The sequence below is a fragment of the Paracidovorax sp. MALMAid1276 genome, assembly GCF_049198005.1.
GTDB lineage: Bacteria > Pseudomonadota > Gammaproteobacteria > Burkholderiales > Burkholderiaceae_C > Acidovorax.
This window is the reverse complement of the sequence record NZ_JBMIRS010000116.1, coordinates 1-23,773: the sequence shown is the minus strand read 5'-3', so window position 1 is coordinate 23,773 and position 23,773 is coordinate 1. Positions and strand designations below refer to the sequence as shown.

The window sequence follows — 23,773 nt, the reverse complement described above, 5'->3', positions numbered from 1 at the left end:
AGGCCGTCGACGCCATCCGCAAGCAGGTGGGCATGGTGTTCCAGCAGTTCAACCTGTTCGGCCACATGAGCGTGCTCGACAACGTGACGCTGGCGCCGCGCCGCATCCGCCGCACGCCGCGCGCCGAGGCCAATGAGCAGGCCCTGGCCCTGCTGCGCCGCGTGGGCATGCAGGGCCACGCGCACAAGTACCCCTGGCAGCTGTCGGGCGGCCAGCAGCAGCGGGTGGCGATTGCGCGCGCGCTGGCCATGCAACCCAAGGTGATGCTGTTCGACGAACCCACCTCGGCCCTGGACCCCGAGATGGTGCAGGAGGTGCTGGACGTGATGCGCGAGCTGGCGCGCGGCGGCATGACCATGATCGTGGTGACGCACGAGATGGGCTTTGCCCGCGAGGTGGCCGACCGCGTGATGTTCTTCGACCAGGGCCGCATCGCGCACGACGCGCCGCCGCAAGAGTTTTTTGCCAACCCCGCCAATGACCGCATCCGCGCCTTCATCGGCCGGGTGGCCCACTGAGCCGCCGCCAAAGCACCACAACAACCAGCCCCCCGCGCCGCGCGCCTGAGATCCAGGCCCGGCGCACCACAACACAAAGAGCCCCTACCGGAGTGACCATGAAAAAACTGACCCCCACGTTCCTCGCCCTGATGGCCGCCGGCCTGTGCAGCCTGCCGCCCGCAGCCTTTGCGCAGACCGCCAAGGACTTCGAAGACATGCGCAGCGAGCTCAAGGCCCTGCGCGCCGAGCTGAACGCGCTCAAGGCCCAGCAGGCGCAGGCGCCTGCGGCCCCCGCGGCCTCGGCCTCGGCCTCGGCCTGGAACGACCGCATCGAGGCGGTGGAGCTCAAGCAGAAGGACGCGGTGGTGCTGGGCGACATCCCTGGCAGCTTCCGCCTGCCGGGCAGCGAGACCTCGATCCGCGTGTATGGCTTTGCCGAGGCCAACATGGTCAAAGACTTCAAGGGCACGGCCCCCGGCGACACCTTCACCAACCTGATGGAGCAGCCGCTGGGCGACACGCGGAGCGGCAAGACCAGCCTGACGGCGCAAACATCGCGCTTCGGCTTTGAAACCTCCACGCCCACCGGCATCGGCACCTTCAACACCAAGATCGAAGCTGACTTCTATGCCTATTGCGGCAGCGAGTGCAACCGCAACCGCCTGCGCCTGCGCCACGCCTATGGCGAATACGCGGGCTGGCTGATCGGCCAGACCTGGTCGACCTTCATGGACACCGACAACCTGCCCGAGACGGTGGACTTCAACGGCCCGCCCGGCGCGACCTTCCGCCGCCCCGCCCAGGTGCGCTACACCTACAACAACCCCAACCTGGCCAAGTTCCAGTTCGCCGTGGAAGAGCCCACCGACGGCGCCAAGGGCCCGAACCTGGTGGCCCGCGTGGACAAGGGGTTTGACTGGGGCAACATCAACGCCCGCCTGATGTCGCACGAGCAGCGCATCGACGGCGCGTCCAAGCGCGGCGTGGGCTTTGGCCTGGGCGCCGGCTACAAGCTGACCGGCACGGCCACGCTGATGGCGCAGTACACCCGCCTGGACGGCGACGGCGACGGCGCCTACCTGGTGGGCGCCAACTACCCGGTGCTGGACGGCCGCACGGTGCGCCTGGACAAGTCGCACGGCGTGGTGCTGGGCCTGACCAACGCCTTCAGCGACAAGCTGCGCGCCACCGTGTCGCTGGGCATGGTGCGCTCGCGCCACAAGCTGGGCGATGCCTACGTGAACGCCTACGGCGCCGAAGGCAACCACAAGCTGTACCAGTGGCATGCCGGCATGTACTACCTGCCCATTCCCAATGTGGAGCTGGGCAGCGAGCTGATCGGCGGGCGCCGCACCACGTTTGACGGCCAGCGTGGCGACATGCTGCGCCTGAACCTGCAAGCACGCTATCTCTTCAACTGAGGCTTCGGCCTTGCCGAGGGGGCTGGCCGGGCGACCGGCCAGCCCTTGTTTTTTGGGGGTGCCTGTCGATGAAACCTGAACGCCTGGGCCTGTGTGCGCTGCTGGCGGTGACCGTGGTGTGGGGCACCACCTTCCCCGCCATGAAGCTGCTGTCGGCCCACCTGGATGCGCTGCAGATCATCTGGCTGCGGTTTGTGATCGCCCTCGCGGTGCTGGCGCCGCTGTGGTGGGGCATGCGCAGCGCGGAGCGCCGCTGGGGCTCTGCGCTCGGGCTTCTGCTGTTCATTGCGTTCTGGCTGCAGATCGAGGGCCTGGCGCGCACCAGCAGCAACCGCAATGCGTTCGTGACCGGGCTCAGCGTGCTGGTGGTGCCACTGATCGCCATGGCGGCGCTGGGCCGGCGCTATGGCTGGCAGCTGTGGGCGGCCTGCGCCATGGCCTTCGCGGGCATGACGCTGATGTTCCACGAGAACGAGCCCTGGAACCTGGGCGACACGCTGACGCTGGCCAGCACGGTGTTCTATGCGGTGTACATCCTGGCGCTGGAAGAATGCGCGCGCCGCACGGCCGCCCAGCCGATGCGCGCCACGCGCATGGCGGCGGCACAGGCCAGCATGATGGCGCTGGCGGCCACCGCGCTGCTGCTGGCGCAGGCGGGCGCAGCCGATGGCAGCAGCACCGGTCTGGGCGGGCTGCCGTCCGCGCTGCGGCAGCTGCCCGCGTCGGGCTGGGTGGCGCTCGTCTATCTGGGCCTGCTGGCCAGTGTGGTGGTGGTGACGCTGCAGGCCTGGGGCCAGCAGCGGGTGGACGCCCTGCGCAGCGCCATCGTCTTCGGGCTGGAGCCGGTGTTTGCGGCCCTCACCGCCTGGGCGCTGCTGGGTGAGCGCCTGGGGCTGGCGGGGGTGGGCGGCGCGACGCTGATCGTGGCGGCACTGGTGTTCAGCCAGCTGCAGCCCGCAGCCCGCCCGGCCGCAGCGGCGCAGGCGTGAGGATGTCCCGCATTTCAGATTTTGAATAAAAAACGGCCTCAGCGCTTATCCTTCAAGGGCTGACAGCTATCATTTTTATATCAACACCTTCACGGACTGCCGGGCATCAGGGCGCCATCAACGGCACGTCGGCCACCGCACGCGGCTTGCCGATGGGCGCGGCGGCCTGGCCCTTTTGCACGGCGGCCATGTCTTCTTCGCTGGGGTATTCGCCCAGCAGCCAGTAGTCGAACACACGGCGCGCAATGGGCGCGGCGTGGGCGGCGCCAAAGCCCGCGTTCTCCACGATCACGGCCAGTGCGATCTGAGGCGCCTCGGCCGGTGCATACGCCATGTAGAGCGCGTGATCGCGCTGGTGCTCCTGCAGTTTGGCGGCGTTGTACTTGTCCTTCTGGCCGATGGTCACAGCCTGGGCCGTGCCCGTCTTGCCGGCCGACAGGTACTTGGCGCCCGCAAAGACACGGGTGGAGGTGCCCTCCTGCGTCACGCCCACCAGGGCGCGGCGCACCACGGCCACGTTTTCGGGTTTGTAGCCCAGGTTCACCGGGGGTTCGGGCGTGATCTCATGGCGCTCGCGCGTCACGGCATCCATGGTGGCGATGGCCAGGTGCGGCTTATGGCGCACGCCCGAGTTGGCCAGCGTGGCCGTGGCATGGGCCAGTTGCAGCATGGTGAAGGTGTTGTAGCCCTGGCCGATGCCCAGCGAGATGGTCTCGCCCGCGTACCATTTTTTCTGCTCGGGGCGGCGGTAGGCGTTGCGCTTCCATTCCTGGCTGGGCAGCACGCCGCGCAGCTCGCCGTTCAGGTCGATGCCCGTGATCTGCCCGAACCCCAGGGGCTTCATGAAGTCGTGCATCAGGTCCACGCCCATGTCGTTGGCCAGCGCGTAGTAGTAGACGTTGCTCGACTTGACGATGCTGCGGTGCATGTCCACCGGGCCCAGGCCGTGGTCGCCATGGCTGCGGAAGGTGTGGCCACCAAAGGTCCACGAGCCGTTGTCCTGCGTGATGGCGCCCGCCGTGCGCTTGCCGGTTTCCAGCGCGGCCAGTGCCATGAAAGGCTTGTAGGTGGAGCCCGGCGGGTAGGTGCCGCGCAGGGCCCGGTTCAGCAGCGGCTTGTCCAGCGATTCGTTCAGCGCGGTCCAGTTCTCCACGTCGATGCCCTCGACGAACAGGTTGGGGTCGAACGTGGGCTTGCTCACCAGCGCCAGCACCTCGCCGCTGCGCGGGTCGATGGCCACCAGCGCGCCGCGCCGCTCGCCAAACAAATCTTCGACCATCTTCTGCAGCTTGATGTCGAGCGACAGCACCACGCTGTCGCCGGGTGTGGCCGCGTGGCTGGCGAGCTTGCGCACCGCCCGCCCGCCGGCCGAGGTCTCCATCTGCTCCACGCCCGTGGCGCCGTGCAGCGCCGACTCGAAACTCTGCTCGATACCGAGCTTGCCGATGTATTCGGTGCCCCGGTAGTTGGCTTCGTCTTCGGAGTCCTGGATGCGCGCCTTCTCGGCCTGGTTGATGCGGCCGATGTAGCCGATGGCGTGGCTCGCCACGTCGCCCAGCGGGTAGTTGCGGAACAGCCGGGCCTTGATGTCCACGCCGGGAAAGCGGTAGCGCTGGGCCGTGAAGCGGGCCACCTCTTCGTCGGTGAGCCGCGTGCGGATGGGCAGCGATTCGAAGTTGCGCGACTCTTCCATCAGCCGCTTGAAGCGGCGCCGGTCGCGCGTCTGGATCTCGACCACCTTGGAGAGTTCGTCGATGGTGTCGTCCAGCGTGCCAGCGCGCGAAGGCGTGATCTCCAGCGTGTAGGCCGAGTAGTTGGTGGCCAGCACCACCCCATTGCGGTCCAGGATCAGGCCCCGGTTGGGCACGATGGGCACCACCGCCGTGCGGTTGCTCTCGGCCTGCGCGGCCAGGTCGTCATGCCGGACCACCTGCAGATAGACGAGGCGCGCCGCCACCAGGCCAAACGCGATCAGCACCACCGCGCCGATCACGAGCGCGCGCATGCGGAAGCGGAACGCTTCGGCCTCGCTGCTGCGCAGCTCAGTCATGGCCGATCTCCCGAAGACGCGGCCCAGAAGCACACTGCCTGTGCGACCGACGCGGCCCAGCCAAGGGGACGCCGAGCAAGGGCCGCCCCGCCCCGAGGGCGTCGTCCCCCTTCCCGCAGGGCGCAGCGCTGCGAGAGAAGGGGAAGCGGCGCAGCCGCTCAGGGGGTTGCATCATGTCTAGAGCGGGCGGTTCTGGTCGCTGTCGGGCGGGCGGCGCTGGGGCGCCAGCAGCACCCAGCTGGCGATGGGCCAGAGCAGCGACTCCAGCACCGGCGCCGCAAAACTCCACAAGCCCGGGAAGATACCGCCCGAGGCCATGCGCAGCAAGAGCTCGATCGCATGGGCCAGCGCAAACAGCGGCAGCACCTGCAGCGCCTGCGAGGGCACGCTGAACCACAGCAGGCGCCGGTGGATGGCGATGGCCGCGAACGACAGCACGGCATACGACAGCGCGTGCTGCCCCAGCAGGGCCGACTGCGCCACGTCCATGCACAGGCCCAGCACAAAGGCCACGCCCATGCCGATGCGCAGCGGCTGGTGCACGCCCCAGAACACCAGCAGCACCATGACCAGGTCCGGCGTCCATTCCACGCGGCCCAGGGGCAGCATGTTGACCGCCAGGCCCGCCGCCAGGCTGGCGACGATGAACACCGGGTTCACCGGCATCAGCAGCGGCTCGCCGCGCGGCATGATCATGGCGCGGCTCCTTCCAGAAGAACGGTGGCAGCGGAGCGTGTCATTTGCGGGTTCCGCGCTTGGCGGGCGAAGTGGGCACGGGCGCAGGGCGCGGCAGGGTGTTGTCGGCCAGCGGCTTGAGCACCACCACGTGGCGCGCGCCGTGCACCTGCGCCAGCGGCATGCAGTAGATGCGGGCAAAGGCCGAATCGGCGCGCCGCTCCACCCGCACCACGCGCGCCACGGGCAGGCCGGAGGGGTAGAGGCCGTCCACGCCGCTGGTGGTCAGCAGGTCGTCTTCGCGCACATCGGCGTTGGCCGGCATGAAGCGCAGCTCCATGCCCCCACCGCCGTGCCCGGCCACCGGGTCGCCATAGGCCACGCCGCGCGCGCCGGTGCGCACGTTGAGCACGGGGATCGCCTGGTCACGGTCCACCAGCAGGGTGACCTCGCTCACCAGCGGAAACACGCGCGTGACCTGGCCCAGCACACCGGCCTCGTCCATCACGGGCGAGCCCAGCTCCACGCCGCCCACCTGGCCCCGGTCGATGACCACGCGGCGGGTGTAGGTGTCGGCCGTGTCGTAGATCACCTCGGCCGCCTGGGCCGGCGTGGCCAGCCGCTCGCGCAGCGCCAGCAGCCCGCGCAGGCGGGTGTTCTCCAGCGCCAGCTGCTCGGCCTGGTTGGCCCGCTGGCCCATCAGGGTCATCTGCTTGCGCGCCGCGTCCGCTTCTTCCTGGGCCGACTTCAGCGCCTGGAAGTAGCCCGCGCCGTGGCTGGCAAACTCCACCGGCTGCAGCATCAGCCATTGCACGGGATACAGCACCGTGCCCACGACCTGCCGCACCGGCTCGGTCAGCTTGAAGCGCACGTCCGCCACCATGAGGAACACCGCCAGCGCGCTATAGACGGCCAAACGCGACAGGGCCGAAGGGCCCTGTTTGAAGAATGGAGGAGCGCTGCGCTCTAGAGTACCCAGCGGCATGTGCGGCGCATGCGTTCAGTGGCAGGTTCTGTGGCAGTGGTGGTCCCGTGCCTGTGGCAGGACAGGCATCGCAGGATCACTCGCTGGTAAAGATGCTGCCCAGGCGGTCCATGCGCTCCAGCGCAATGCCGCAGCCGCGCACCACGCAGGTCAGCGGGTCTTCGGCCACCAGCACGGGAAGCCCGGTTTCTTCGGCCAGCAGGCGGTCCAGATCGCGCAAGAGCGCGCCGCCGCCGGTCAGCATCATGCCGCGGTCGGCAATGTCGGCGCCCAGCTCGGGCGGGGTTTGCTCCAGCGCGTTCTTCACGGCCGAAACGATCTGGTTGAGCGGGTCGGTCAGGGCTTCCAGCACTTCGTTGCTGGAGATGGTGAAGCTGCGCGGCACGCCTTCGGACAGGTTGCGGCCCTTGACTTCCATTTCGCGCACTTCGGAGCCCGGGAAGGCCGAGCCGATGTTCTTCTTGATGGCTTCGGCCGTGGGCTCGCCGATCAGCATGCCGTAGTTGCGGCGGATGTAGCTGATGATGGCCTCGTCGAACTTGTCGCCGCCCACGCGCACGCTGCCCTTGTAGACCATGCCGCCCAGCGAGATCACGCCGACTTCGGTGGTGCCGCCGCCAATGTCCACCACCATGGAGCCCGACGCCTCCGACACCGGCAGGCCCGCGCCGATGCCGGCGGCCATGGGTTCCTCGATGAGATACACGGCGGTGGCGCCGGCGGCCTCGGCCGCGTCCTTGATGGCGCGGCGCTCCACCTGGGTGGAGCCGCAGGGCACGCAGATGATGATGCGCGGGCTGGGGGTGAACAGCGTGCGCGGGTGCACCATCTTGATGAACTGCTTGATCATCTGCTCGGTGATCACAAAGTCGGCGATCACGCCGTCCTTCATCGGGCGGATGGCTTCGATGTTGCCGGGCACCTTGCCCAGCATGGCCTTGGCCTCGTGGCCCACCGCCTGAATCACCTTCTTGCCGTGCGGGCCGCCCTCGTGGCGGATGGCCACCACGGACGGCTCGTCCAGAACGATGCCCTTGTCGCGCGCGAAGATGAGGGTGTTGGCGGTGCCAAGGTCAATGGCAAGGTCGGTGGAGAAGTACCGACGGAAAGCTCCGAACATTCAGGAATCCTCTCAGGCACGGCATGCGCGTCGGCCTGCCATCGCCGGGTGTATCAGGGTGTGGGTGGGGGTCAGATAACGCTTTTTTCGCACAATCACCGGCAAAAAAAGGGCCATTGCGACAAAGCCGGGATAATACCCCATCCCCTGTGAATAACTCCCCGCCGCGCGGGCCGGATCACAGCTTTACGTCTGGTTTCTTTAGATTCTCCTCCCTATGGCTTTGACCCCCCAGGACATCGGCCGCATTGCCAATTTGGCGCGGCTTGAGCTGACCTCCTCCGAAAGTGAGCGCATGCTGACTCAGCTCAACGGTTTCTTCGACATCGTCGAGAAGATGCGGGCTGTGGATACCTCGGGCGTCACGCCCCTGGCCCACCCCGTGGCGGCCATCCAGGAAGTGGCCCTGCGCCTGCGCGAGGACGTTGCCAGCGAACCCAACCAGCGCGAGGCCAACCAGCACAGCGCGCCCGCCGTCGAACGGGGCCTGTTCCTCGTGCCCAAAGTGATCGAGTAAGCAAGACAATCCGACTTTCGCCGAATGACTTCCACCGCATTGCATGACCTGGGCGTGGCCCAGCTGGCCACCGAGCTGCGCGCGCGCCGCGTCTCGGCCGTCGAGGCCGCCCAGCACTTCCTGGACCGCGCCCACGCCCACCAGAATCTGGGCGCCTTTGTGGCCGTGAACCCCGACATCACCTTGGCCCAGGCCCGCGCGCAGGATGCCGCCATTGCCGCTGGCACTGCAGGCCCGCTGGCCGGCGTGCCGATTGCGCACAAGGACATCTTTGTCACCCAGGGCTTCCCCAGCACTGCGGGCTCCAGGATGCTCGCGGGCTACCAGTCGCCCTTTGACGCCACCGTGGTCGCCCGGCTCGCCGACGCGGGCGCCGTGACGCTGGGCAAGCTCAACTGCGACGAGTTCGCCATGGGCTCGGCCAACGAAAACTCGGCCGTGGCCCCCGTGGGCTTTGACGCCCCGGCCCCCGTGCGCAACCCCTGGGACACCGGCCGCATTCCCGGCGGCTCGTCCGGCGGCAGCGCCGTCGCCGTGGCCGCGCGCCTGGCCCCGGCCGTCACCGGCACCGACACGGGCGGCTCCATCCGCCAGCCCGCCAGCTTCTGCGGCATCACCGGCATCAAGCCCACCTATGGCCGCGCCAGCCGCTACGGCATGATCGCCTTTGCCTCCAGCCTGGACCAGGCCGGCCCCATGGCCCGCAGCGCCGAAGACTGCGCACTGCTGCTCTCCAGCATGTGCGGCCCCGACCCGGACCGCGACTCCACCAGCCTGGACGTGCCGGCCGAAGACTTCAGCGCCAGGCTGAACGACAGCATCGACGGACTGCGCATCGGCATTCCCGCCGAATTCTTTGGCGACGGCCTGGCGAGCGATGTGCGCGCGGCGGTGGACGCAGCGCTCAAGGAATACGAAAAGCTCGGCGCAAAACTCGTACCCATCAGCCTGCCACGCACCGAGCTGTCCATTCCCGTCTACTACATCATCGCCCCGGCCGAGGCCAGCTCCAACCTCAGCCGCTTCGACGGCGTGAAGTTCGGCCACCGCGCCAAGGACTACACCGATCTGGTGGACATGTACAAGAAGACCCGCGCCGAGGGTTTTGGCGATGAGGTCAAGCGCCGCATCATGATCGGCGCCTATGTGCTCTCGCACGGCTACTACGACGCCTACTACCTGCAGGCGCAGAAGATCCGCCGCATGATCGCCGACGACTTCCAGAACGCGTTCAAGGATTGCGACCTGATCGCCGGCCCCGTGGCGCCCACGGTGGCCTGGAAGCTGGGCGAGCACGGCGCCGACCCGCTGGCCGACTACCTCGCCGACATCTTCACCCTGCCCGGCTCGCTGGCCGGCCTGCCCGGCATGAGCGTGCCGGCCGGCTTTGGCGAGGGCGGCATGCCCGTGGGGCTGCAGCTGATCGGCAACTACTTCCAGGAGAGCCGCCTGCTGAACGCGGCGCACCGCCTGCAGCAGGCCACGGACTTCCATTTGCGGTCTGCGCTCTGAAAATGCAGGCCACGGACTTCCATTTGCGGTCTGCGCTCTGAAAATCATAGCGGGCAGCGCTTTCTGCGCAAGGCATTCAAGGCTTTTTGGCCTACAGCCCTTGCCCACCAAGCGCTGACCGCTCCTTATTTGATAGTGATTGCCAAGGACAGATCCTTCCATGTCTGCCAAACTCATCCAGGGCTACGAAGTCGTCATCGGCTTTGAGACCCACACCCAGCTCGCCACCCAGAGCAAGATCTTCAGCCGCGCCAGCACCGCCTTTGGCGCCGAGCCCAACACCCAGGCCTGCGCCGTGGACCTGGCCCTGCCCGGCACGCTGCCCGTGATGAACCGCGAGGCCGTGGCCTGCGCCATCCGCCTGGGGCTCGCGCTGGGCTCGCACATCGCGCCCGTGAGCATCTTTGCGCGCAAGAATTATTTCTACCCTGACCTGCCCAAGGGCTACCAGATCAGCCAGTTCGAGATTCCGGTGGTGCAGGGCGGCGAGGTGTCGTTCTACCTCGGCGACGAGAAGAAGACCGTGCGCCTGGTGCGCGCCCACCTGGAAGAAGACGCGGGCAAGTCGCTGCACGAGGATTTCATTGGTCAAAGCGGCATCGACCTGAACCGTGCGGGCACGCCACTTTTGGAGATCGTGACCGAGCCCGACATCCGCAGCAGCGAAGAAGCCGTGGCCTACGCGAAAGAGCTGCACAAGATCGTGACCTGGATCGGCATCTGCGACGGCAACATGCAGGAAGGGTCCTTCCGCTGCGACGCCAACGTGTCGGTGCGCAAGCCGGGCCAGCCGCTCGGCACGCGCCGCGAGATCAAGAACCTGAACTCGTTCAAGTTCATGCAGCAGGCCATCGACTACGAGATCCGCTGGCAGATCGAGCAGATCGAGGACGGCCACGCGATCCAGCAGGCCACCGTGCTGTTCGACCCCGACACGGGCGAGACCCGCGCGATGCGTACCAAGGAAGACGCGGCCGACTACCGCTACTTTCCGGACCCGGACCTGCCGCCGCTGCACGTCTCGGCCGCCTGGGTGGACGAGGAGCGCGCCCGCATGGCCGAGCTGCCGCGCGCCATGGCGGCGCGTTTTGTGTCGGGCTACGGCCTGCCCGAATACGACGCCACCACGCTCACGCAGAGCAAGGCCATGGCCGCGTATTTCGAAGCGGCCGCGCAGGCCTGCGGCCAGCCCAAGCTGGCCAGCAACTGGATCATGGGCGAGGTGTCCAAGTACTTGAACGCCGTTGAAGACATGTCCTTTGATGAGTTTGCGGGGGTAGTTCCCCCTGCAAACTTGGCGGCCCTGATCACTCGCATTGCTGACGGAACAATTTCCAATGCGGCAGGGAGAAAGATATTTGCAGAGGACTTGATCCACGCCCCAGGAACAATGCACGATTCAGCGATGGCATATATCGATGCAGTGATCGACGCCAAGGGCCTCAAGCAGATGAACGACACGGGCGCGCTGGAGAAGATCATCGACGAGGTGATTGCCGCCAACCCCGACAACGTCGCGCAGTTCCGCGCGGGCAAGGACAAGGCCTTCAACGCGCTGGTGGGCCAGATCATGAAGGCCAGCAAGGGCAAGGCCAACCCTGCGCAGGTCAACGAGGTGCTGCGCGCCAAGCTGGCGGGGTGAACGCGCGGGCCGCAGCGGCTGCGACGGCCCTGGCACAAAAAAACGGGGCCTGCGTGCCCCGTTGTTCATTGCGTCGTTGCGGGTGAAGTGCAGGGTGCTGCGGACGCATGAGAGTCCGCTCCCCCTCCTTCCTTATCGTGAGGCGGCCGCCTCTTCGGGGCCCGCGCCTGCGGAGGGCAGCGGCACGCGGTGGCCGTCCCACAGCTTGCGCAGGTGTGCCAGCTCGGCATCAAAGCGCGCATGCACGCGCCGCTTTTCCTGGTCTTGCCCGGCGATGAAGCGCTGCTGCTCGGCAATGCTGTCCCCGTTCTCGGCGATCTTGCGGCGCAGGGACATGGGCGCCTTGTTGGGGTCCTTCTTGTAGAACTCCATCTCGGTATCAAAGCCCTTGCGCTGGGCGCGCAGGTCGGCCAGGCGCTTTTCGGCCGTGGCGGTGACTTCGTCCACCATCTGCACGGCGGCGGCGCGCTCGGCGTCGTGCGCAGCCTTGTCCGGGTAGCGGGCCACCAGCACGCGTTCTCGGCGGCGCTCTTCCACAATCTTGGCGCGTTCTTCGGCCTCCTGCCGGCGCTTGGCCTCCAGCGCGGCGCGCTCGATCTCGGTCAGCGTGGGGCCGATCTGGCGGCGCGTGACCCCGGAAGGGCTCAGCTCGCGCTGTTCGCGGTCGGCGCATTCGGCAATCGGGCGGTCGGCGGTGAGGCGGCGGCCGTTGCGGTCCACACAGGTGTAGATGCCGCCCGTGGCGCCGCTCTGCGACTGCGCCCAGGCGCATTCGGCGCCCAGGGTGGCCAACAGAACTCCGCCCAAGATCCACGCCGATGTGCTCAAGTCATCTACCCTTCGTTGACGCCGTACCGCTGGCGGTAGGCCAGCACTTTTTCATGGTGGGAGCGCATCCCCTCTTCCCCGTTTTGCGAGAGGTACAGCAATAAGTCTGCCAGCCGGGCAATGGCGCACACCTGCATGCCCAGTTGCTGGCGCACGTACTGCACGGCGCTGTGGTCGACATCCTGGCCATTCTCGGTGGCTTTTTCCTGGCGGTCCAGCGCAATGGCCACGGCGTGGGGAGTGGCACCGGCGGCCCGGATGATGGCAATCGACTCGCGCGCGGCGGTGCCTGCAGACATCACATCGTCCACGATGAGCACCCGGCCCTGCAGGGGCGCGCCCACCAGCGTACCGCCCTCGCCGTGGTCCTTGGCCTCCTTGCGGTTGTAGGCAAAGGGCACGTTGCGGCCCAGCCGCGCCAGCTCCACCGCCACGGTGGCGGCCAGTGGGATGCCTTTGTACGCGGGGCCGAAGACCATGTCGAACTCAATGCCGCTGGCCACCAGGGCTTTTGCATAGAATTCCGCGAGCCGACCGAGCTTGCGCCCGTCGTCGAACAGCCCCGCGTTGAAGAAATACGGACTCAGGCGCCCCGCCTTGGTCTTGAACTCGCCAAAACGCAGCACGCCGGATTCCACGGCGAACTGTACAAATTCCTGCGCCAGCCGGCCCTGCTCCGAGGTTTGCGCGCCAACATCCACCATGGGAAATTCCTTGTTCAAGTTAACCAGCCTCAATCTCAACGGCATCCGCTCGGCCACCAGCAAAGGCGTGGAAAGCTGGATGGCAGCCACGCGGCCGGATTGTATTTGCGTGCAGGAAGTGAAGGCCCAGGCGGCCGACATGGCCAACCGCTTTGAACGGCTGGCGGGGCTGCAGGGGCACTTCCACTTTGCGCAGAAGAAGGGCTATTCCGGCGTGGGCGTGTACACGCGCCATGAACCGTCTGACATAGTCACTGGCTATGGATCAGAAGAATTTGATGCAGAAGGCCGATATGTGGAGCTGCGCTTTGACACCCCGGCGCGCAAGCTGTCGATCATCAGCGCGTACTTTCCCAGCGGCTCGTCGGGTGAAGAACGGCAGCTGGCCAAGTTCCGCTTCCTGGCCGAGTTCCATCCGCACCTCATGGGCCTGAAGGCCGGGCGCGAGTTCATCCTGTGCGGCGACATCAACATTGCGCACCAGCAAATCGACCTGAAGAACTGGCGCAGCAACCAGAAGAACAGCGGCTTTTTGCCCGAAGAACGCGCGTGGATGACAAAGTTGTTGCACACAACTGATGAAGGCGGCGGCCTGATCGACGTCTACCGTCAGCTGCAACCCACGGCCACCGACACCGCCTACACCTGGTGGAGCAACCGGGGCCAGGCCTATGCGAACAACGTGGGCTGGCGGCTGGACTACCACCTGGCCACCCCGGCGCTGGCCGCGCTGGCGCGCACGGAGTCCATCTACAAGGGCGAGAAGTTTTCCGACCATGCGCCGATCACGGTCGAATACGACTTCGCCCTGTGACCGCGCGCCTGCCAGCAACCCTGACCACGCCCCACGAACCGACCCGCACTCCCCTACCGTTGTTGCCGCCGCCATGCTCCGCTACCTCACCGTCCCCGTGACTCCCTTTCTTCAGAACTGCTCGCTGGTGTGGTGCGACGCCACCGCGCAGGCGGCCGTGATCGACCCGGGCGGCGATCTGGACGTGCTGCTGGCCGAAGTACAGCGCCTGGGCATCACGCTCGCGCAGATCTGGCTCACGCACGCGCACATCGACCATGCGGGCGGCACGGGCGAGCTGGCCGGGCAGCTCTCGCTGCCCATCATCGGCCCGCACCCGGGCGACCAGTTCTGGATCGACGGGCTGCCCGAGCAAAGCGCGATGTTCGGGTTTCCGCCCGCGCAGCATTTCACGCCCACGCGCTGGCTGGCCGATGGCGACACGGTGCAGATCGGCCACGAGACGCTGCAGGTGCGCCACTGCCCCGGCCACACGCCCGGGCACGTGGTGTTCCACGCGCCGCAGATCGACCGCGCCTTTGTGGGCGACGTGCTGTTTGCGGGCAGCATCGGGCGCACCGACTTTCCGCAGGGCAACCACCAGCAGCTGATCGACAGCATCACCCAGCGCCTGTGGCCCATGGGGGACCAGACGGTGTTCATCCCCGGCCACGGGCCGGAAAGCAGCTTTGGCCGCGAGCGCCAGAGCAACCCGTACGTGGGTGGCACCTGATTTTTCGCATCCTTTTTGGCCTTCAGCGCTTTACCATATTGTCTCTTCAGCTATTTGTTTGATAGCTACATGCCGCTTGCCGGGGCGCCGGCGCGCCCACCAGGTCACGCGCCGGCCCCCTTGCGACAGTGCCCTCAGAAGTCGAAGCTGGCCGACAGCCGCACGGCACGCGGCGCACCGACGTTGACCCGGCCTGCACCCCAGATGCTGTCGTAGTACGCCTTGTTGGCCAGGTTGGTGACCGTGGCACGCAGCACCACCGGCTGGGCTCCCAAGCGTGTGGCGTATCGGGCTCCCACGTCCAGCGTGGTCCAGGCGGGCAGCTTCACGCTGTTGTCTCCCGTGAGCCACTGGGCGCCCGTGTGGTTGACCCGGCCGTTGAGCGACAGGCCCTGCACGCCCGGAACCTCCCAGTCCGCTCCCAGGTTCATCGTGAACTTGGGCACACCGAACTGGCTGCGCCCCTGGTTCACGCCACGCGTGGTCTTGGTCTGCGTGGCTTCGGTGTAGGCCACGCCGCCCAGCAGCGACAGGCCCCGGGCCACCTGGCCGAAGAGGTTCCATTCCACACCACGGTTGCGCTGCTCGCCGTCCAGCAGCTGGCGGTTGTTGGCTTCGATCAGGGCGGGCTTGCTGATCTGGAACAGGCTCACCGTCTGCGTGATGCCGCCCGTGATCCACTTCACGCCCACTTCCATCTGTTGGGTCTTGTACGGCTTGAAGGTCTCGCCCTCGTTGGCATACGGCGCCTTCACCGTGGTGCCGGCGCTCAGGCCTTCCACATAGTTGCCATACAGCGAAATGTTGTCGCCCCAGGGCTTGGCAACCACACCGACCAGCGGGGTCACGGCGGTTTCCTTGTACCTGGCGAGCTTCTGGTTCACCTGCTGGGCGCGCAGGCCCAGGGTGAGCTGCAGCTTGTCCTCGGCAAACGACAGGGTGTCCACCACGCTCAGGCCGGTGTGCACGTCGTCGCTGGTTGGGGTGAAGCTGGATGCGGGCGCCCCTGGCGGCATGGTGATGGGCGTGGGGTTGAAGATGTTGCTGGTGATGCTGGCCGTGCCGTTGCCACGGCTGCCGCCTTCGTAGTCCAGCACGTTGGCCGAGAGCGTGAGCTTGTGCGCCACCGCACCCGTGGTGAACTGGCCGCGCAGGCCCAGCTCGGCCGTGGTGGTCTCGTACTCGCCCCACGAGTTGTAGGCCGTGCCCGTGGCGTTGCCGGTGGCGGCATTGGCCACGGTCCACACCGGGCGCGTGCCGAAGATGAAACCGTCGTACGCATGCCGCGCATGGCCGGCCGAGGCAAACGCCGTCCACCCGGCGCCCAGCTTCGCCTGGCCGCGCACGATCAGTCCCTGCGTTTCGGTGTTGCTGAACACGCCCTCACCGTAGAAGAAGTTGGTGGAGCCATCGGGTGCGCGCGGCACCGTGGTCCAGCCGGTGATGATGGGCTGCATGGTGACGCCCTTGCGCACCTTGTTGGTCAGCGAATAGGCGTCGGCCTCCACGCTCCAGCCCGAGCCCTGGTAGTCCAGCGCCAGGTGGCCGATCTCGCGCTTCTTGGTCTGGTGGTCCAGCCAGGTCTCGCCGCCCGAGAGCACGCCGTTCACCCGCACGCCCAGGCGCTGCTCGGGTCCGAAACGGCGCGCCACGTCGGCATGCACGCCCACGTTGGATTGATCGGACCAGGTGGTGGTCACGCGCGTCAGCGGATCCTTGCCGGCCCGCTTGGGCACCAGGTTGATGGCGCCGCCCACATCACCCGCAGGCGGCATGCCCAGCATCATGGCGCCGGGGCCCTTGAGCACCTCCACGCGCTCGAACATCTCGGTGGGTGTGTTCTGCTCGGGCGCCAGGCCATACACGCCGTTGATGGCAAGGGAGTTGGCCGACACGCCGAAGCCGCGGATGATGAAGTTCTCCACCACATGGCCTTCGTTGGTCGTCATGCGCACCGAGGGGTCTGTCCTGAGCACCGCGCCGATGGTCTGTGCCTGCTGGTCGGCAATGCCTTCGGCGGTGTAGCCCGTCACGTTGAAGGGGGTGTCCATGACACCGACATTGCCCAGCACCCCCAGGCGCGCACCCTGGGCCACCTTGCCGCCTGGCGCCGCCGCCGGCAGGGTTTCCGGGGTTTCCGCCACCGCATTCACCGTGACCTCCTTCAGCGCCGCAGGGGCCGCAGTAGGCGCAGTAAGCGCGGTGGGTTCGGGGCTCTGGGCGATGGCGGCCCCCGCGCCGGCCAGCAAGGCGCACGCACAGGCTTGGGCCACCTGGCGCAGCGCAAAACGATCGGCCCGGGCGGCATCCGGGCATGGGCGGCAAGTCTGCATAGAAATCCTGAATCAAAAGAACGGTTGGAGATGGAAGTGCGCCCCGATCCAAGGAATTGCAAACAAGAATGAGTGCGATTTCATATCCAGCGCGGACGCAGCCCCGATGGAGAGCGGGGTCGTCAGTCCACGGCCTGGAACGTGGCGCAACGCGTGCCGACCTGTTGCATCCGGCAAGCGACGATGATTTCACGCGGCCTGCCTGGCTGTGTTTGCAAGGCCAACAAAGATGTTTGCAGCATGCGCAGCGCGCGCGGGGCGGCCGCCTGTCGGGAAAGGCGCGGCTCAGGAAGCGGGTCAGACTCTCCCGCGCGAGAGCTTGGGCGGCAGGCCAAACCGCCTGCGGTAGGCGGTGGCGAAGTTGGCGGCGCTGTTGTAGCCCGCCACGAGCGCTGCCTGCCCCACCGACATGCCGTCGTGCTCCAGCGCCAGCCGGGCACGCTGCAGTCGGTGCTCGCGCACGAAGTCGAACACGGTGGTGCCGTACACGGCGCGAAAGTGCCGCTGCAGCGTGTTGGCGTTGGTGCCCGCCTGGCGCGCCAACGCGTCCAGCGACATGTCCATCGCACTGTCGGTCTGCAGGAACGCGTGCAGCGCACGCATGCGCTGGTGTTCATGCGGCAGCAGCCGCAGGCCTGCGGCGACGGGCGTCGGGGCGGGGGCTGGCACCGGTCCCGGCGCGTGCTGCGCCAGGCTGGCCAGGGCTTCGCCCGCCAGCTCCAGCGCGCGGCTTTCCAGGTACAGGTGCAGCAGCAGCGGGCTCAGGTCGGGCGCGTGCGTGATCTGCTCTGCCACCGCCGCGATGCGGGCCGATGGCTGCCAGTGGTGCATGGCAAGGTGCTGGCGGCGAAACGCCTCCACGGCCCCGGAGCCGGAAGCCCCGGCCAACTGCTCCAGCCAATCCCCTCCCAGGCCCACGCTGACGCGCCGTGCGTAGGTCCCGCGCTTGGCGCGGCGCTCGAAGCGCTCGGTCTGCGCCACCGACACCAGCAGTCCGCGGGGCTGGCCGGGTGTTCGCACGCGCGGCGCTGCCGTGCTGGACAGCGCGACCCGGCGCGGGCCATAGCTCACGTCCACGGCGCCCTCCAGCAGCACCACGAGGCGCAAGCCCGTTTCCATGTCGCCGCTGGCCGTGAAGTCCTGCACGTCGGCGGTGTCGTCGGCATGCAGGTGCAAGCCCGGGCGCAGCACACGCACGCTCTGCAGATGGCGCTGTAGCGAGGCCTGCTGGCCTTCGGAGGGCGGCGCCGCAGGCTGGATGTGCAGCGGTGTGACGAGGGACATGGACGAATGGGTGATGGGCTGACAACGGGTGCCGCAAGCCGGCACTTGCTGGCGCAAAGGTTTTTCTCTGGCGGGCAAACACGGCAGGCGCGAGGCCATGGGATGCTAGCAACTTGCGATAATAAATGCAAATGATTCTCAATATAGGAAGCTGTTGCGCCCACACTCCGTGCGGCAGGGCTCCCGGGCACCCATGACTCTCACCCTCCCCCGCTGGCTGGCTTCGCGGCCCGGCCTGGCCACGCTGGTCTGCAGCCTGGCCATCCTCCTCATCACGACGGCCCTGCCCTCCCGGGCGCACGCCCAGCAAGGCCCTCTCCACACGGTGACCGACCTGGCCGGCCGCACAGTCACCCTGCCTGCCAGGGTGGATCGCATCCTGCTGGGCGAGGGCCGCCTGCTGCCCGCACTGGGGGTGTTTGAGCGCGACGACGTGGCCCGCCGCCTGGTGGGCATGATGGGCGACTACGAAACGCTGGACCCGGCCGGCTATGCGCAATGGCGCAGCCGCTTTCCGCAGCTCGACAAGGTGCCGCGCGTGGGCCGCAACAATGCGGGCAGCTTCAGCGACGAACAGGCCATCGCACTGCGCCCGCAGGTGGCCATTCTGGGCCTGGCCAGCGGCCACGGGCCCAGCAAGAATGACCGCGAGACCCTGGCCCGGCTGGAGGCCGCCGGAGTGGCCGTGGTGTTCATCGACTTCCGCCACGACCCGCTGAAAAACACACCCCGCAGCATGGAGCTGCTGGGCACCGTGCTGGGCAAGCGCAAGGAGGCCGAGGCCTTCAACGCCGTCTGGCGCGCACAGCTTGACCGCGTGGAATCGCGCCTGCGCACGCTGCCCGCAGGCACGCGCCGCCCCAGCGTGTTCCTGGAGAACCGGGTGGGCCTGGCCGATGACTGCTGCGCAACCATGGTGGGCCTGGTCGGCGTGCTGCTGGACGCTGCGGGCGCCGACAACGTAGCGCGCGGCCGCATCCCCGGAGAGCACGGCACGCTGAACCCCGAATACCTGATCGCCGCCCAGCCCCGGCTGTACATCGGCACCGGCATCGGAAACATGGCCACCGCCGACAAGTCGCCGCTGCGCATCGTGCTGGGTGCCGACGCCACGCCCGAGGCAGCCCGCGCGTCGCTGGTGCGCGCCACGCAGCGCCGCGGCATTGCGCAGCTGCAGGCGGTGCAGCAGCCGGGCCGCGCGCATGCCATCTGGCACCACTACTACAACTCTCCTTTCAACGTGGTGGCCGTGCAGGTGCTTGCCCAGTGGCTGCACCCCGAGCTGTTTGCCGACCTGGACCCGCGCGCCACGCTGCAGGCCCTGTTCAGCCAGTTCCAGCCCATCCCGCTGACCGGGGTGTACTGGACCAGCCTCTGATGCCCGGCTTCACGCCCGGACAGGGCACGCGCCGCGCCCTGCTGGCAGCGGGTGCGGGCATCGGTATGGGCACGGCCGGTCCGGGCTTGCTGGCGGGCTGCACCGCCGCCCGCGGCCGCAGCGACTTGTCCGCAGGGCTGCTGCAGGCCCCCGCCGCACACCTGCCGGGCACGCACCTGCGGGATCTGCGCGACCCGGCCAGCGGCCGCACCTGGCGCGTCTGGGTGCAGCCACCGGCCGGGCCTGCGCCCGAGCACGGCCACCCCGTGCTGTACGTGCTGGACGGCAACGCCGCCTTCGCGCTCGCAGCACAGCTGGCGCGCAACGACGCCGAGCGGCCCGTCGGCCTTCGCCCCGACGCCGCCATCGTCGTGGGCATCGGGCACCCCGGCGACGCGGCGTTTCACCCCGCAGAGCGCCTGCGGGACTTCACACCGGCAGCCGCGGGCGGCGCTGCCACGGCCGCGGCCGGGGGTGCAGACCTGCTGCTCGACTTCATGGCGCGCGAGCTGCAGCCCCAGGTCGCGCGGGCTTTTCGCATCGACGGCCGGCGCCAGACAATCAGCGGCCACTCGCTGGGCGGCCTCTTCGTGCTGCATGCGCTGTTCACGCGCCCGGCGCAATTCCACCGCTACGCGGCCACCAGCCCCTCGGTGTGGTGGAACCAGGGGCAGGTGCTGGGCACGGCGGAGCAATTCGTGTTGGCCCATGCCAGCGCACCCCGGCCGTTTGAGGCGCGCCTGCGGCTGCGCGTGGGCGGCCTCGAAACCGAGCGGGCGGCTGCCACACCCGCGCGCGCCGCCGTCCAGGCCGAGCGCCGCCTGATGCAGCGCACCGAAGCACTGGCGCACCGGCTCTCGGGCCTGGCGTGGCCCGAGCTGCATGTGGACGCCGACGTGCTGCCGGGAGTGGACCATGGCGGCGCCATGCTCCCGGGCCTGGTCGGCGCGCTGGCCATGGCGCAGCAGCCGCGCTGAGCCCCCCACCCCTCCTTCCTGCCATGTCTGCTGCTTCCGATTCCCGCACCGCCGTGAGCCCGCCCGCCAACACGCCGCACCACCCGCGAACGCTCCTTCAGCGCTACCGCCACTTCACCCGGCGGCGCCTGCTGCTGCTGCTGGCGCTGGGGGCCGTGCTCGGGGTCAGCGTGGTGGCCGATATCGCCCTCGGCCCCTCCAGCTTCGCGTTCGCCGATGTGCTGCGCGGGGTGTTTGCACCCGCCAGCCTGCCGCAGGCGCAGCAGGTCATCCTGTGGGAGGTGCGCCTGCCGTACGCGGTGATGGCCGTCCTGGTAGGGGCGAGCCTGGGCCTGGCTGGCGCAGAGATGCAGACCGCGCTCAACAACCCGCTGGCCAGCCCGTTCACGCTGGGCGTGTCGGCCGCCGCCGCCGTGGGCGCATCGGCCGCCGTGGTCAGCGGCTTCACGCTCGTGGCGTGGGGCGAGAACCTGGCCGTGCCGCTGTGCGCCTTTGTGGGCGCGGCCTGCGCCACGGCGCTGATCCAGCTCCTGGCCTGGCGCCAGGGCGCCACGGTGGACACCGTGGTGCTGTTCGGCATTGCGCTGCTGTTCAGCTTCGAGGCGCTGCTGTGGCTGCTGCAGTTCATCGCCGACAGCAATGCCCTGCAGCAGATCGTGTTCTGGACCATGGGCAGCCTGGGCCGCGCCACCTGGGCCAAGATCGGCATCCTGGGCACCGTGCTCGCGGTGTGCCTGCTGTGGTCGTCGCGGCAGGCCTGGGCGCTCACGGCCCTGCGCGCGGGCGAAGACCAGGCGCGCAGCTTCGGCATCGCCGTGGAGCGCCTGCGGCTGGTGACGCTGCTGCGCGTGAGCCTGGTCGCGGCCACGGCCCTGTCTTTCGTCGGCACCATCGGCTTTGTCGGTCTGGTGGGCCCGCACATCGCGCGCATGCTGCTGGGCGAAGACCACCGCTACTACCTGCCCGGCAGCGCCCTCGCGGGGGCGCTCATGCTGTCGCTCGCATCCATTCTGAGCAAGGCGCTGGTGCCCGGCGTGGTGCTGCCCATCGGCATCATCACCGCGCTGGTGGGGGTACCGCTTTTCATGGCGCTGGTGCTGCGCCAGCGCAGGGCTGCGTGATGGGCGAGCACGGGTTTTCTCTGGCACAGCTCGCGGCGGGCTACCCTGGCCGCCCCGTTCTGCAAGACGTGTGCCTGCAGCGCGTGCCGCCCGGCACGCTGGTGGCCGTGGTGGGGCCCAATGCGGTGGGCAAATCCACCCTGCTCAAGGCCGTGGCCGGTCTGCGACCGGTGCGGGGCCAGGTGTGGCTCGAAGGCATCGACCTGGCCACACTGCCCCCACGCGAGCGCCTGCGGCGCGTGGGCTACCTGCCCCAGGCGTTGCCGCAGAGCAGCTCGCTGGTGGCCTACGAGACCTGGCAGAGCGCGCTGCGGGCAAGCCGCAGCGAATGGACGGCCGCGCAGCGCGAGGCCGCGATTGAATCGGTGGTGGACTCGCTCGGCCTGCAGGCGCTGGCACTGCGGCGTCTGGACGAACTCTCGGGCGGACAGCGGCAGATGGTGGGCCTGGCGCAGGTCATCGTGCGCGCGCCGCGCCTGCTGCTGCTGGACGAGCCCACCAGCGCCCTCGACCTGCGCTGGCAGCTGCAGGTGCTGCAGGCCGTGCGCGCCCTCGTGCAGCAGCAGGGCACCGTGGGTCTGGTTGCGGTGCACGACCTGAACCTGGCGCTGCGCTTTTGCCAGCATGTGCTGGTGCTCGGCGGTGGCGGTGTCCTCGCAGAGGGCGATCCGGCGCAGGTGCTGACGCCGGCCCTGCTGCAGCGCGCCTATGGCGTGCAGGCCCGGGTCGAGCGCTGCTCGCAGGGCAGCCTGCTGGTGCTGGCCGACGCTGCGCTGCCGCTGTAGCCCCCTCTCCCGCTTTCCCCACCACCACAACCCACCACCCCATGATGCGACGCGAGGGCCATGTGCCCACTCCCGAGGCCAGCCGCTACCTGCAGCGGCTGTGCTACCACTTCACCCGCAAGATCCGCGTGGACTACGACGAGCACCGGGGCGAGGCCCACTTTCCGTGGGGTCTGTGCGTGCTGCGGGCCGACGCCGAAGCCCTGCACTTTGACTGCAGCGCCGCAGACGCCGACAACCTTGCGCGCGTGCAATTCGCCATCGACTCGCACGTGGAGCTGTTCTCGCGCAAGAGCCCCGTCCAGGTCGCCTGGCAGCCGGTGCAGGCCCAGCCTGCGCGGCCGACGCCCTGACCGCGCAGACTCCTAGCCGTTCTTGCGGGCGGCTTCGTACAAGCCCCGCACCTTGGGCACGTTCAATTCCAGTTCTCTGATGCGCGCAGGGCCCGAGGGGTGGGTGGACAGAAACGCCAGCCCGCCCTGCTTGCTGCCGCTGGCGTTGCCCATCTTCTTCCACAGGCTCACGGCGGCCGAGGGCTCGTAGCCGCCGCGCGCGGCCAGCTCCAGGCCCACCAGGTCGGCCTCGCTTTCATCGGACCGGCTGAACTGCAGCGTGAGCAGCTGACCGCCCAGGCTGGCTGCGGCCTGGCCCAGGTCGCCCAGGCCCAGCAGCTGCGAGCCCAGGCGCAGCGCAAGGTTGGTGCCCTGCGTCTTGGCGATGCGCTCGCGCGCGTGCTCGCGCAGGGCATGCGCCATTTCGTGGCCCATGATCATCGCGGCCTCGTCGTCGGTGAGCTTGAGCTGGTCGAGGATGCCGGTGTAGAACGCGATCTTGCCGCCGGGCATGCAGAAGGCGTTGATCTGCGGACTGCCGATGAGGTTGACCTCCCAGCGCCACTGCCGGGCGCGGTCGTTCCACGGTGCGGCAAAGGGGATCAGCCGCTTGGCGATGGCATGCAGGCGCTGCAGCTGCGGATGGTTGTCGGGCGCGAGGGCCCGCTTGGCGCGGGCCTGCTCCAGCATCTGGCGGTATTGCTGGGCGGCCGACTGCTCCAGCGTTTCTGCGGGCACCAGCTTGCGCAGGCTGGAGGACGAGCCCACGTCCACCTGGCCCAGCACGGGCGTGGCCGCGGCGGCACCCGCCGCCAGCAAAAAGCCCCGGCGCGCGGACCAGGGGGACGAAGGCGCAGCGGACGGGGTGGGGCAAAAGAGGCACATACCGGAATCACCTGAAGGAATAATGGGCAGCGCTGGCTTTAGAACGTGTTTACGATCTCCCAGGGGATCGCGTTGGAGCGCAATCGGGATGAGTGGATGCCACGGCTGCTTGCATGGGCCCGTGCCCATGCAAGCAGCCGTGGCGTTCAACCGCCCGATTTCGCTCCAACCCGAAGGGCAGTGGCCTTGTCGGGCGGTCTGCGGCGTTG

At 68.3% G+C, this 23,773-nt stretch carries 22 protein-coding genes; 13 read left to right on the top strand and 9 right to left on the bottom strand.

The features are described from left to right. The 3 genes from ACOQFS_RS08260 to ACOQFS_RS08250 form a co-directional block, all read left to right on the top strand. Positions 1-518 (top strand): amino acid ABC transporter ATP-binding protein (locus ACOQFS_RS08260; protein WP_421562417.1); only part of this gene is annotated, 518 nt, incomplete at its 5' end. 98 nt (positions 519-616) lie between these two features. Beyond that, positions 617-1,921 carry a DcaP family trimeric outer membrane transporter gene (locus tag ACOQFS_RS08255; protein WP_421562416.1) on the top strand — a complete coding sequence of 435 codons (1,305 nt, stop codon included), beginning with the start codon at positions 617-619 and terminating at the stop codon, positions 1,919-1,921. Between the two features lie 68 nt (positions 1,922-1,989). Then, a complete protein-coding gene (locus tag ACOQFS_RS08250) occupies positions 1,990-2,910 on the top strand; it encodes a DMT family transporter (protein WP_421562415.1) in 921 nt (306 codons plus the stop codon). Between the two features lie 106 nt (positions 2,911-3,016). Here ACOQFS_RS08250 and mrdA read toward each other — a convergent pair whose 3' ends face one another. From mrdA to ACOQFS_RS08230, 4 genes are all read right to left on the bottom strand, one after another. Beyond that, complete coding sequence (mrdA, locus tag ACOQFS_RS08245) at positions 3,017-4,960, bottom strand: penicillin-binding protein 2 (protein ID WP_421562414.1); 1,944 nt, start codon at positions 4,958-4,960, stop codon at positions 3,017-3,019. A gap of 177 nt (positions 4,961-5,137) precedes the next feature. After that, on the bottom strand, positions 5,138-5,656 hold the full coding sequence (gene mreD, locus ACOQFS_RS08240; protein WP_421562413.1) for a rod shape-determining protein MreD: 519 nt from the start codon (positions 5,654-5,656) through the stop codon (positions 5,138-5,140). Positions 5,657-5,696: 40 nt separating this feature from the next. Next, positions 5,697-6,620 carry a rod shape-determining protein MreC gene (gene mreC / locus ACOQFS_RS08235; protein ID WP_421562412.1) on the bottom strand — a complete coding sequence of 308 codons (924 nt, stop codon included), beginning with the start codon at positions 6,618-6,620 and terminating at the stop codon, positions 5,697-5,699. A gap of 76 nt (positions 6,621-6,696) precedes the next feature. Then, positions 6,697-7,740 carry a rod shape-determining protein gene (locus ACOQFS_RS08230; RefSeq protein ID WP_008907364.1) on the bottom strand — a complete coding sequence of 348 codons (1,044 nt, stop codon included), beginning with the start codon at positions 7,738-7,740 and terminating at the stop codon, positions 6,697-6,699. 217 nt (positions 7,741-7,957) lie between these two features. Here ACOQFS_RS08230 and gatC point away from each other — a divergent pair, with 217 nt between their 5' ends. From gatC to gatB, 3 genes are all read left to right on the top strand, one after another. Beyond that, the gene (gene gatC / locus ACOQFS_RS08225; protein ID WP_421562411.1) at positions 7,958-8,257 is read left to right on the top strand and encodes an Asp-tRNA(Asn)/Glu-tRNA(Gln) amidotransferase subunit GatC; all 300 of its coding nucleotides are present in this window, start codon (positions 7,958-7,960) and stop codon (positions 8,255-8,257) included. Between the two features lie 24 nt (positions 8,258-8,281). Beyond that, positions 8,282-9,769 carry an Asp-tRNA(Asn)/Glu-tRNA(Gln) amidotransferase subunit GatA gene (gatA, locus tag ACOQFS_RS08220; RefSeq protein ID WP_421562410.1) on the top strand — a complete coding sequence of 496 codons (1,488 nt, stop codon included), beginning with the start codon at positions 8,282-8,284 and terminating at the stop codon, positions 9,767-9,769. A gap of 160 nt (positions 9,770-9,929) precedes the next feature. Continuing rightward, complete coding sequence (gatB, locus tag ACOQFS_RS08215) at positions 9,930-11,411, top strand: Asp-tRNA(Asn)/Glu-tRNA(Gln) amidotransferase subunit GatB (RefSeq protein ID WP_421562409.1); 1,482 nt, start codon at positions 9,930-9,932, stop codon at positions 11,409-11,411. A gap of 132 nt (positions 11,412-11,543) precedes the next feature. Here gatB and ACOQFS_RS08210 read toward each other — a convergent pair whose 3' ends face one another. Both ACOQFS_RS08210 and pyrE read right to left on the bottom strand, forming a co-directional pair. Next, positions 11,544-12,239: a DUF4124 domain-containing protein gene (locus ACOQFS_RS08210; protein ID WP_421562408.1), complete on the bottom strand. Its 696-nt coding sequence runs from the start codon at positions 12,237-12,239 to the stop codon at positions 11,544-11,546. A 5-nt stretch (positions 12,240-12,244) separates the two neighbouring features. After that, complete coding sequence (gene pyrE / locus ACOQFS_RS08205; RefSeq protein ID WP_421562407.1) at positions 12,245-12,943, bottom strand: orotate phosphoribosyltransferase; 699 nt, start codon at positions 12,941-12,943, stop codon at positions 12,245-12,247. A gap of 10 nt (positions 12,944-12,953) precedes the next feature. Here pyrE and ACOQFS_RS08200 point away from each other — a divergent pair, with 10 nt between their 5' ends. Both ACOQFS_RS08200 and ACOQFS_RS08195 read left to right on the top strand, forming a co-directional pair. Next, a complete protein-coding gene (locus ACOQFS_RS08200; RefSeq protein WP_421562406.1) occupies positions 12,954-13,757 on the top strand; it encodes an exodeoxyribonuclease III in 804 nt (267 codons plus the stop codon). Between the two features lie 73 nt (positions 13,758-13,830). Beyond that, entirely contained in the window at positions 13,831-14,469 is a 639-nt protein-coding gene (locus tag ACOQFS_RS08195) for an MBL fold metallo-hydrolase (RefSeq protein ID WP_421562405.1), read from the top strand. A gap of 134 nt (positions 14,470-14,603) precedes the next feature. On the opposite strand, the gene ACOQFS_RS08190 is transcribed toward ACOQFS_RS08195, so the two are convergent. Both ACOQFS_RS08190 and ACOQFS_RS08185 read right to left on the bottom strand, forming a co-directional pair. Beyond that, a complete protein-coding gene (locus ACOQFS_RS08190) occupies positions 14,604-16,802 on the bottom strand; it encodes a TonB-dependent receptor (RefSeq protein WP_421562404.1) in 2,199 nt (732 codons plus the stop codon). Positions 16,803-17,099: 297 nt separating this feature from the next. Further along, positions 17,100-18,086, bottom strand: coding sequence for a helix-turn-helix transcriptional regulator (locus ACOQFS_RS08185; RefSeq protein ID WP_421562403.1), 987 nt, complete (start codon positions 18,084-18,086; stop codon positions 17,100-17,102). A 193-nt stretch (positions 18,087-18,279) separates the two neighbouring features. Here ACOQFS_RS08185 and ACOQFS_RS08180 point away from each other — a divergent pair, with 193 nt between their 5' ends. The 5 genes from ACOQFS_RS08180 to ACOQFS_RS08160 are packed head-to-tail and all read left to right on the top strand — an operon-like array spanning position 18,280 to position 22,700. Further along, positions 18,280-19,464, top strand: coding sequence for an ABC transporter substrate-binding protein (locus ACOQFS_RS08180; RefSeq protein WP_421562402.1), 1,185 nt, complete (start codon positions 18,280-18,282; stop codon positions 19,462-19,464). Further along, entirely contained in the window at positions 19,464-20,441 is a 978-nt protein-coding gene (locus tag ACOQFS_RS08175; RefSeq protein WP_421562401.1) for an alpha/beta hydrolase, read from the top strand. The genes ACOQFS_RS08180 and ACOQFS_RS08175 overlap by 1 nt, the downstream gene beginning before the upstream one ends. 23 nt (positions 20,442-20,464) lie before the next feature. Beyond that, entirely contained in the window at positions 20,465-21,562 is a 1,098-nt protein-coding gene (locus tag ACOQFS_RS08170) for a FecCD family ABC transporter permease (RefSeq protein WP_421562400.1), read from the top strand. Next, positions 21,562-22,347 (top strand): ABC transporter ATP-binding protein, encoded by a 786-nt coding sequence (locus ACOQFS_RS08165; RefSeq protein ID WP_421562418.1) that lies wholly within the window; start codon positions 21,562-21,564, stop codon positions 22,345-22,347. Before ACOQFS_RS08170 ends, ACOQFS_RS08165 begins: the two co-directional genes overlap by 1 nt. Before the next feature lie 41 nt (positions 22,348-22,388). Then, positions 22,389-22,700 carry a DUF2218 domain-containing protein gene (locus ACOQFS_RS08160; protein ID WP_421562399.1) on the top strand — a complete coding sequence of 104 codons (312 nt, stop codon included), beginning with the start codon at positions 22,389-22,391 and terminating at the stop codon, positions 22,698-22,700. A 12-nt stretch (positions 22,701-22,712) separates the two neighbouring features. On the opposite strand, the gene ACOQFS_RS08155 is transcribed toward ACOQFS_RS08160, so the two are convergent. Further along, positions 22,713-23,564, bottom strand: coding sequence for a M48 family metallopeptidase (locus tag ACOQFS_RS08155; protein ID WP_421562398.1), 852 nt, complete (start codon positions 23,562-23,564; stop codon positions 22,713-22,715). Positions 23,565-23,773 lie beyond the last annotated feature (209 nt).

Bases quoted from the DNA above. Each gene is read 5' to 3' on its own strand.
- ACOQFS_RS08255 (WP_421562416.1), top strand. From the start codon at position 617: ATGAAAAAACTGACCCCCACGTTCCTCGCCCTGATGGCCGCCGGCCTG.
- ACOQFS_RS08250 (WP_421562415.1), top strand. From the start codon at position 1,990: ATGAAACCTGAACGCCTGGGCCTGTGTGCGCTGCTGGCGGTGACCGTG.
- mrdA (WP_421562414.1), bottom strand. From the start codon at position 4,960: ATGACTGAGCTGCGCAGCAGCGAGGCCGAAGCGTTCCGCTTCCGCATG.
- mreD (WP_421562413.1), bottom strand. From the start codon at position 5,656: ATGATCATGCCGCGCGGCGAGCCGCTGCTGATGCCGGTGAACCCGGTG.
- mreC (WP_421562412.1), bottom strand. From the start codon at position 6,620: ATGCCGCTGGGTACTCTAGAGCGCAGCGCTCCTCCATTCTTCAAACAG.
- ACOQFS_RS08230 (WP_008907364.1), bottom strand. From the start codon at position 7,740: ATGTTCGGAGCTTTCCGTCGGTACTTCTCCACCGACCTTGCCATTGAC.
- gatC (WP_421562411.1), top strand. From the start codon at position 7,958: ATGGCTTTGACCCCCCAGGACATCGGCCGCATTGCCAATTTGGCGCGG.
- gatA (WP_421562410.1), top strand. From the start codon at position 8,282: ATGACTTCCACCGCATTGCATGACCTGGGCGTGGCCCAGCTGGCCACC.
- gatB (WP_421562409.1), top strand. From the start codon at position 9,930: ATGTCTGCCAAACTCATCCAGGGCTACGAAGTCGTCATCGGCTTTGAG.
- pyrE (WP_421562407.1), bottom strand. From the start codon at position 12,943: ATGGTGGATGTTGGCGCGCAAACCTCGGAGCAGGGCCGGCTGGCGCAG.
- ACOQFS_RS08195 (WP_421562405.1), top strand. From the start codon at position 13,831: ATGCTCCGCTACCTCACCGTCCCCGTGACTCCCTTTCTTCAGAACTGC.
- ACOQFS_RS08190 (WP_421562404.1), bottom strand. From the start codon at position 16,802: ATGCAGACTTGCCGCCCATGCCCGGATGCCGCCCGGGCCGATCGTTTT.
- ACOQFS_RS08185 (WP_421562403.1), bottom strand. From the start codon at position 18,086: ATGTCCCTCGTCACACCGCTGCACATCCAGCCTGCGGCGCCGCCCTCC.
- ACOQFS_RS08180 (WP_421562402.1), top strand. From the start codon at position 18,280: ATGACTCTCACCCTCCCCCGCTGGCTGGCTTCGCGGCCCGGCCTGGCC.
- ACOQFS_RS08175 (WP_421562401.1), top strand. From the start codon at position 19,464: ATGCCCGGCTTCACGCCCGGACAGGGCACGCGCCGCGCCCTGCTGGCA.
- ACOQFS_RS08170 (WP_421562400.1), top strand. From the start codon at position 20,465: ATGTCTGCTGCTTCCGATTCCCGCACCGCCGTGAGCCCGCCCGCCAAC.
- ACOQFS_RS08165 (WP_421562418.1), top strand. From the start codon at position 21,562: ATGGGCGAGCACGGGTTTTCTCTGGCACAGCTCGCGGCGGGCTACCCT.
- ACOQFS_RS08160 (WP_421562399.1), top strand. From the start codon at position 22,389: ATGATGCGACGCGAGGGCCATGTGCCCACTCCCGAGGCCAGCCGCTAC.
- ACOQFS_RS08155 (WP_421562398.1), bottom strand. From the start codon at position 23,564: ATGTGCCTCTTTTGCCCCACCCCGTCCGCTGCGCCTTCGTCCCCCTGG.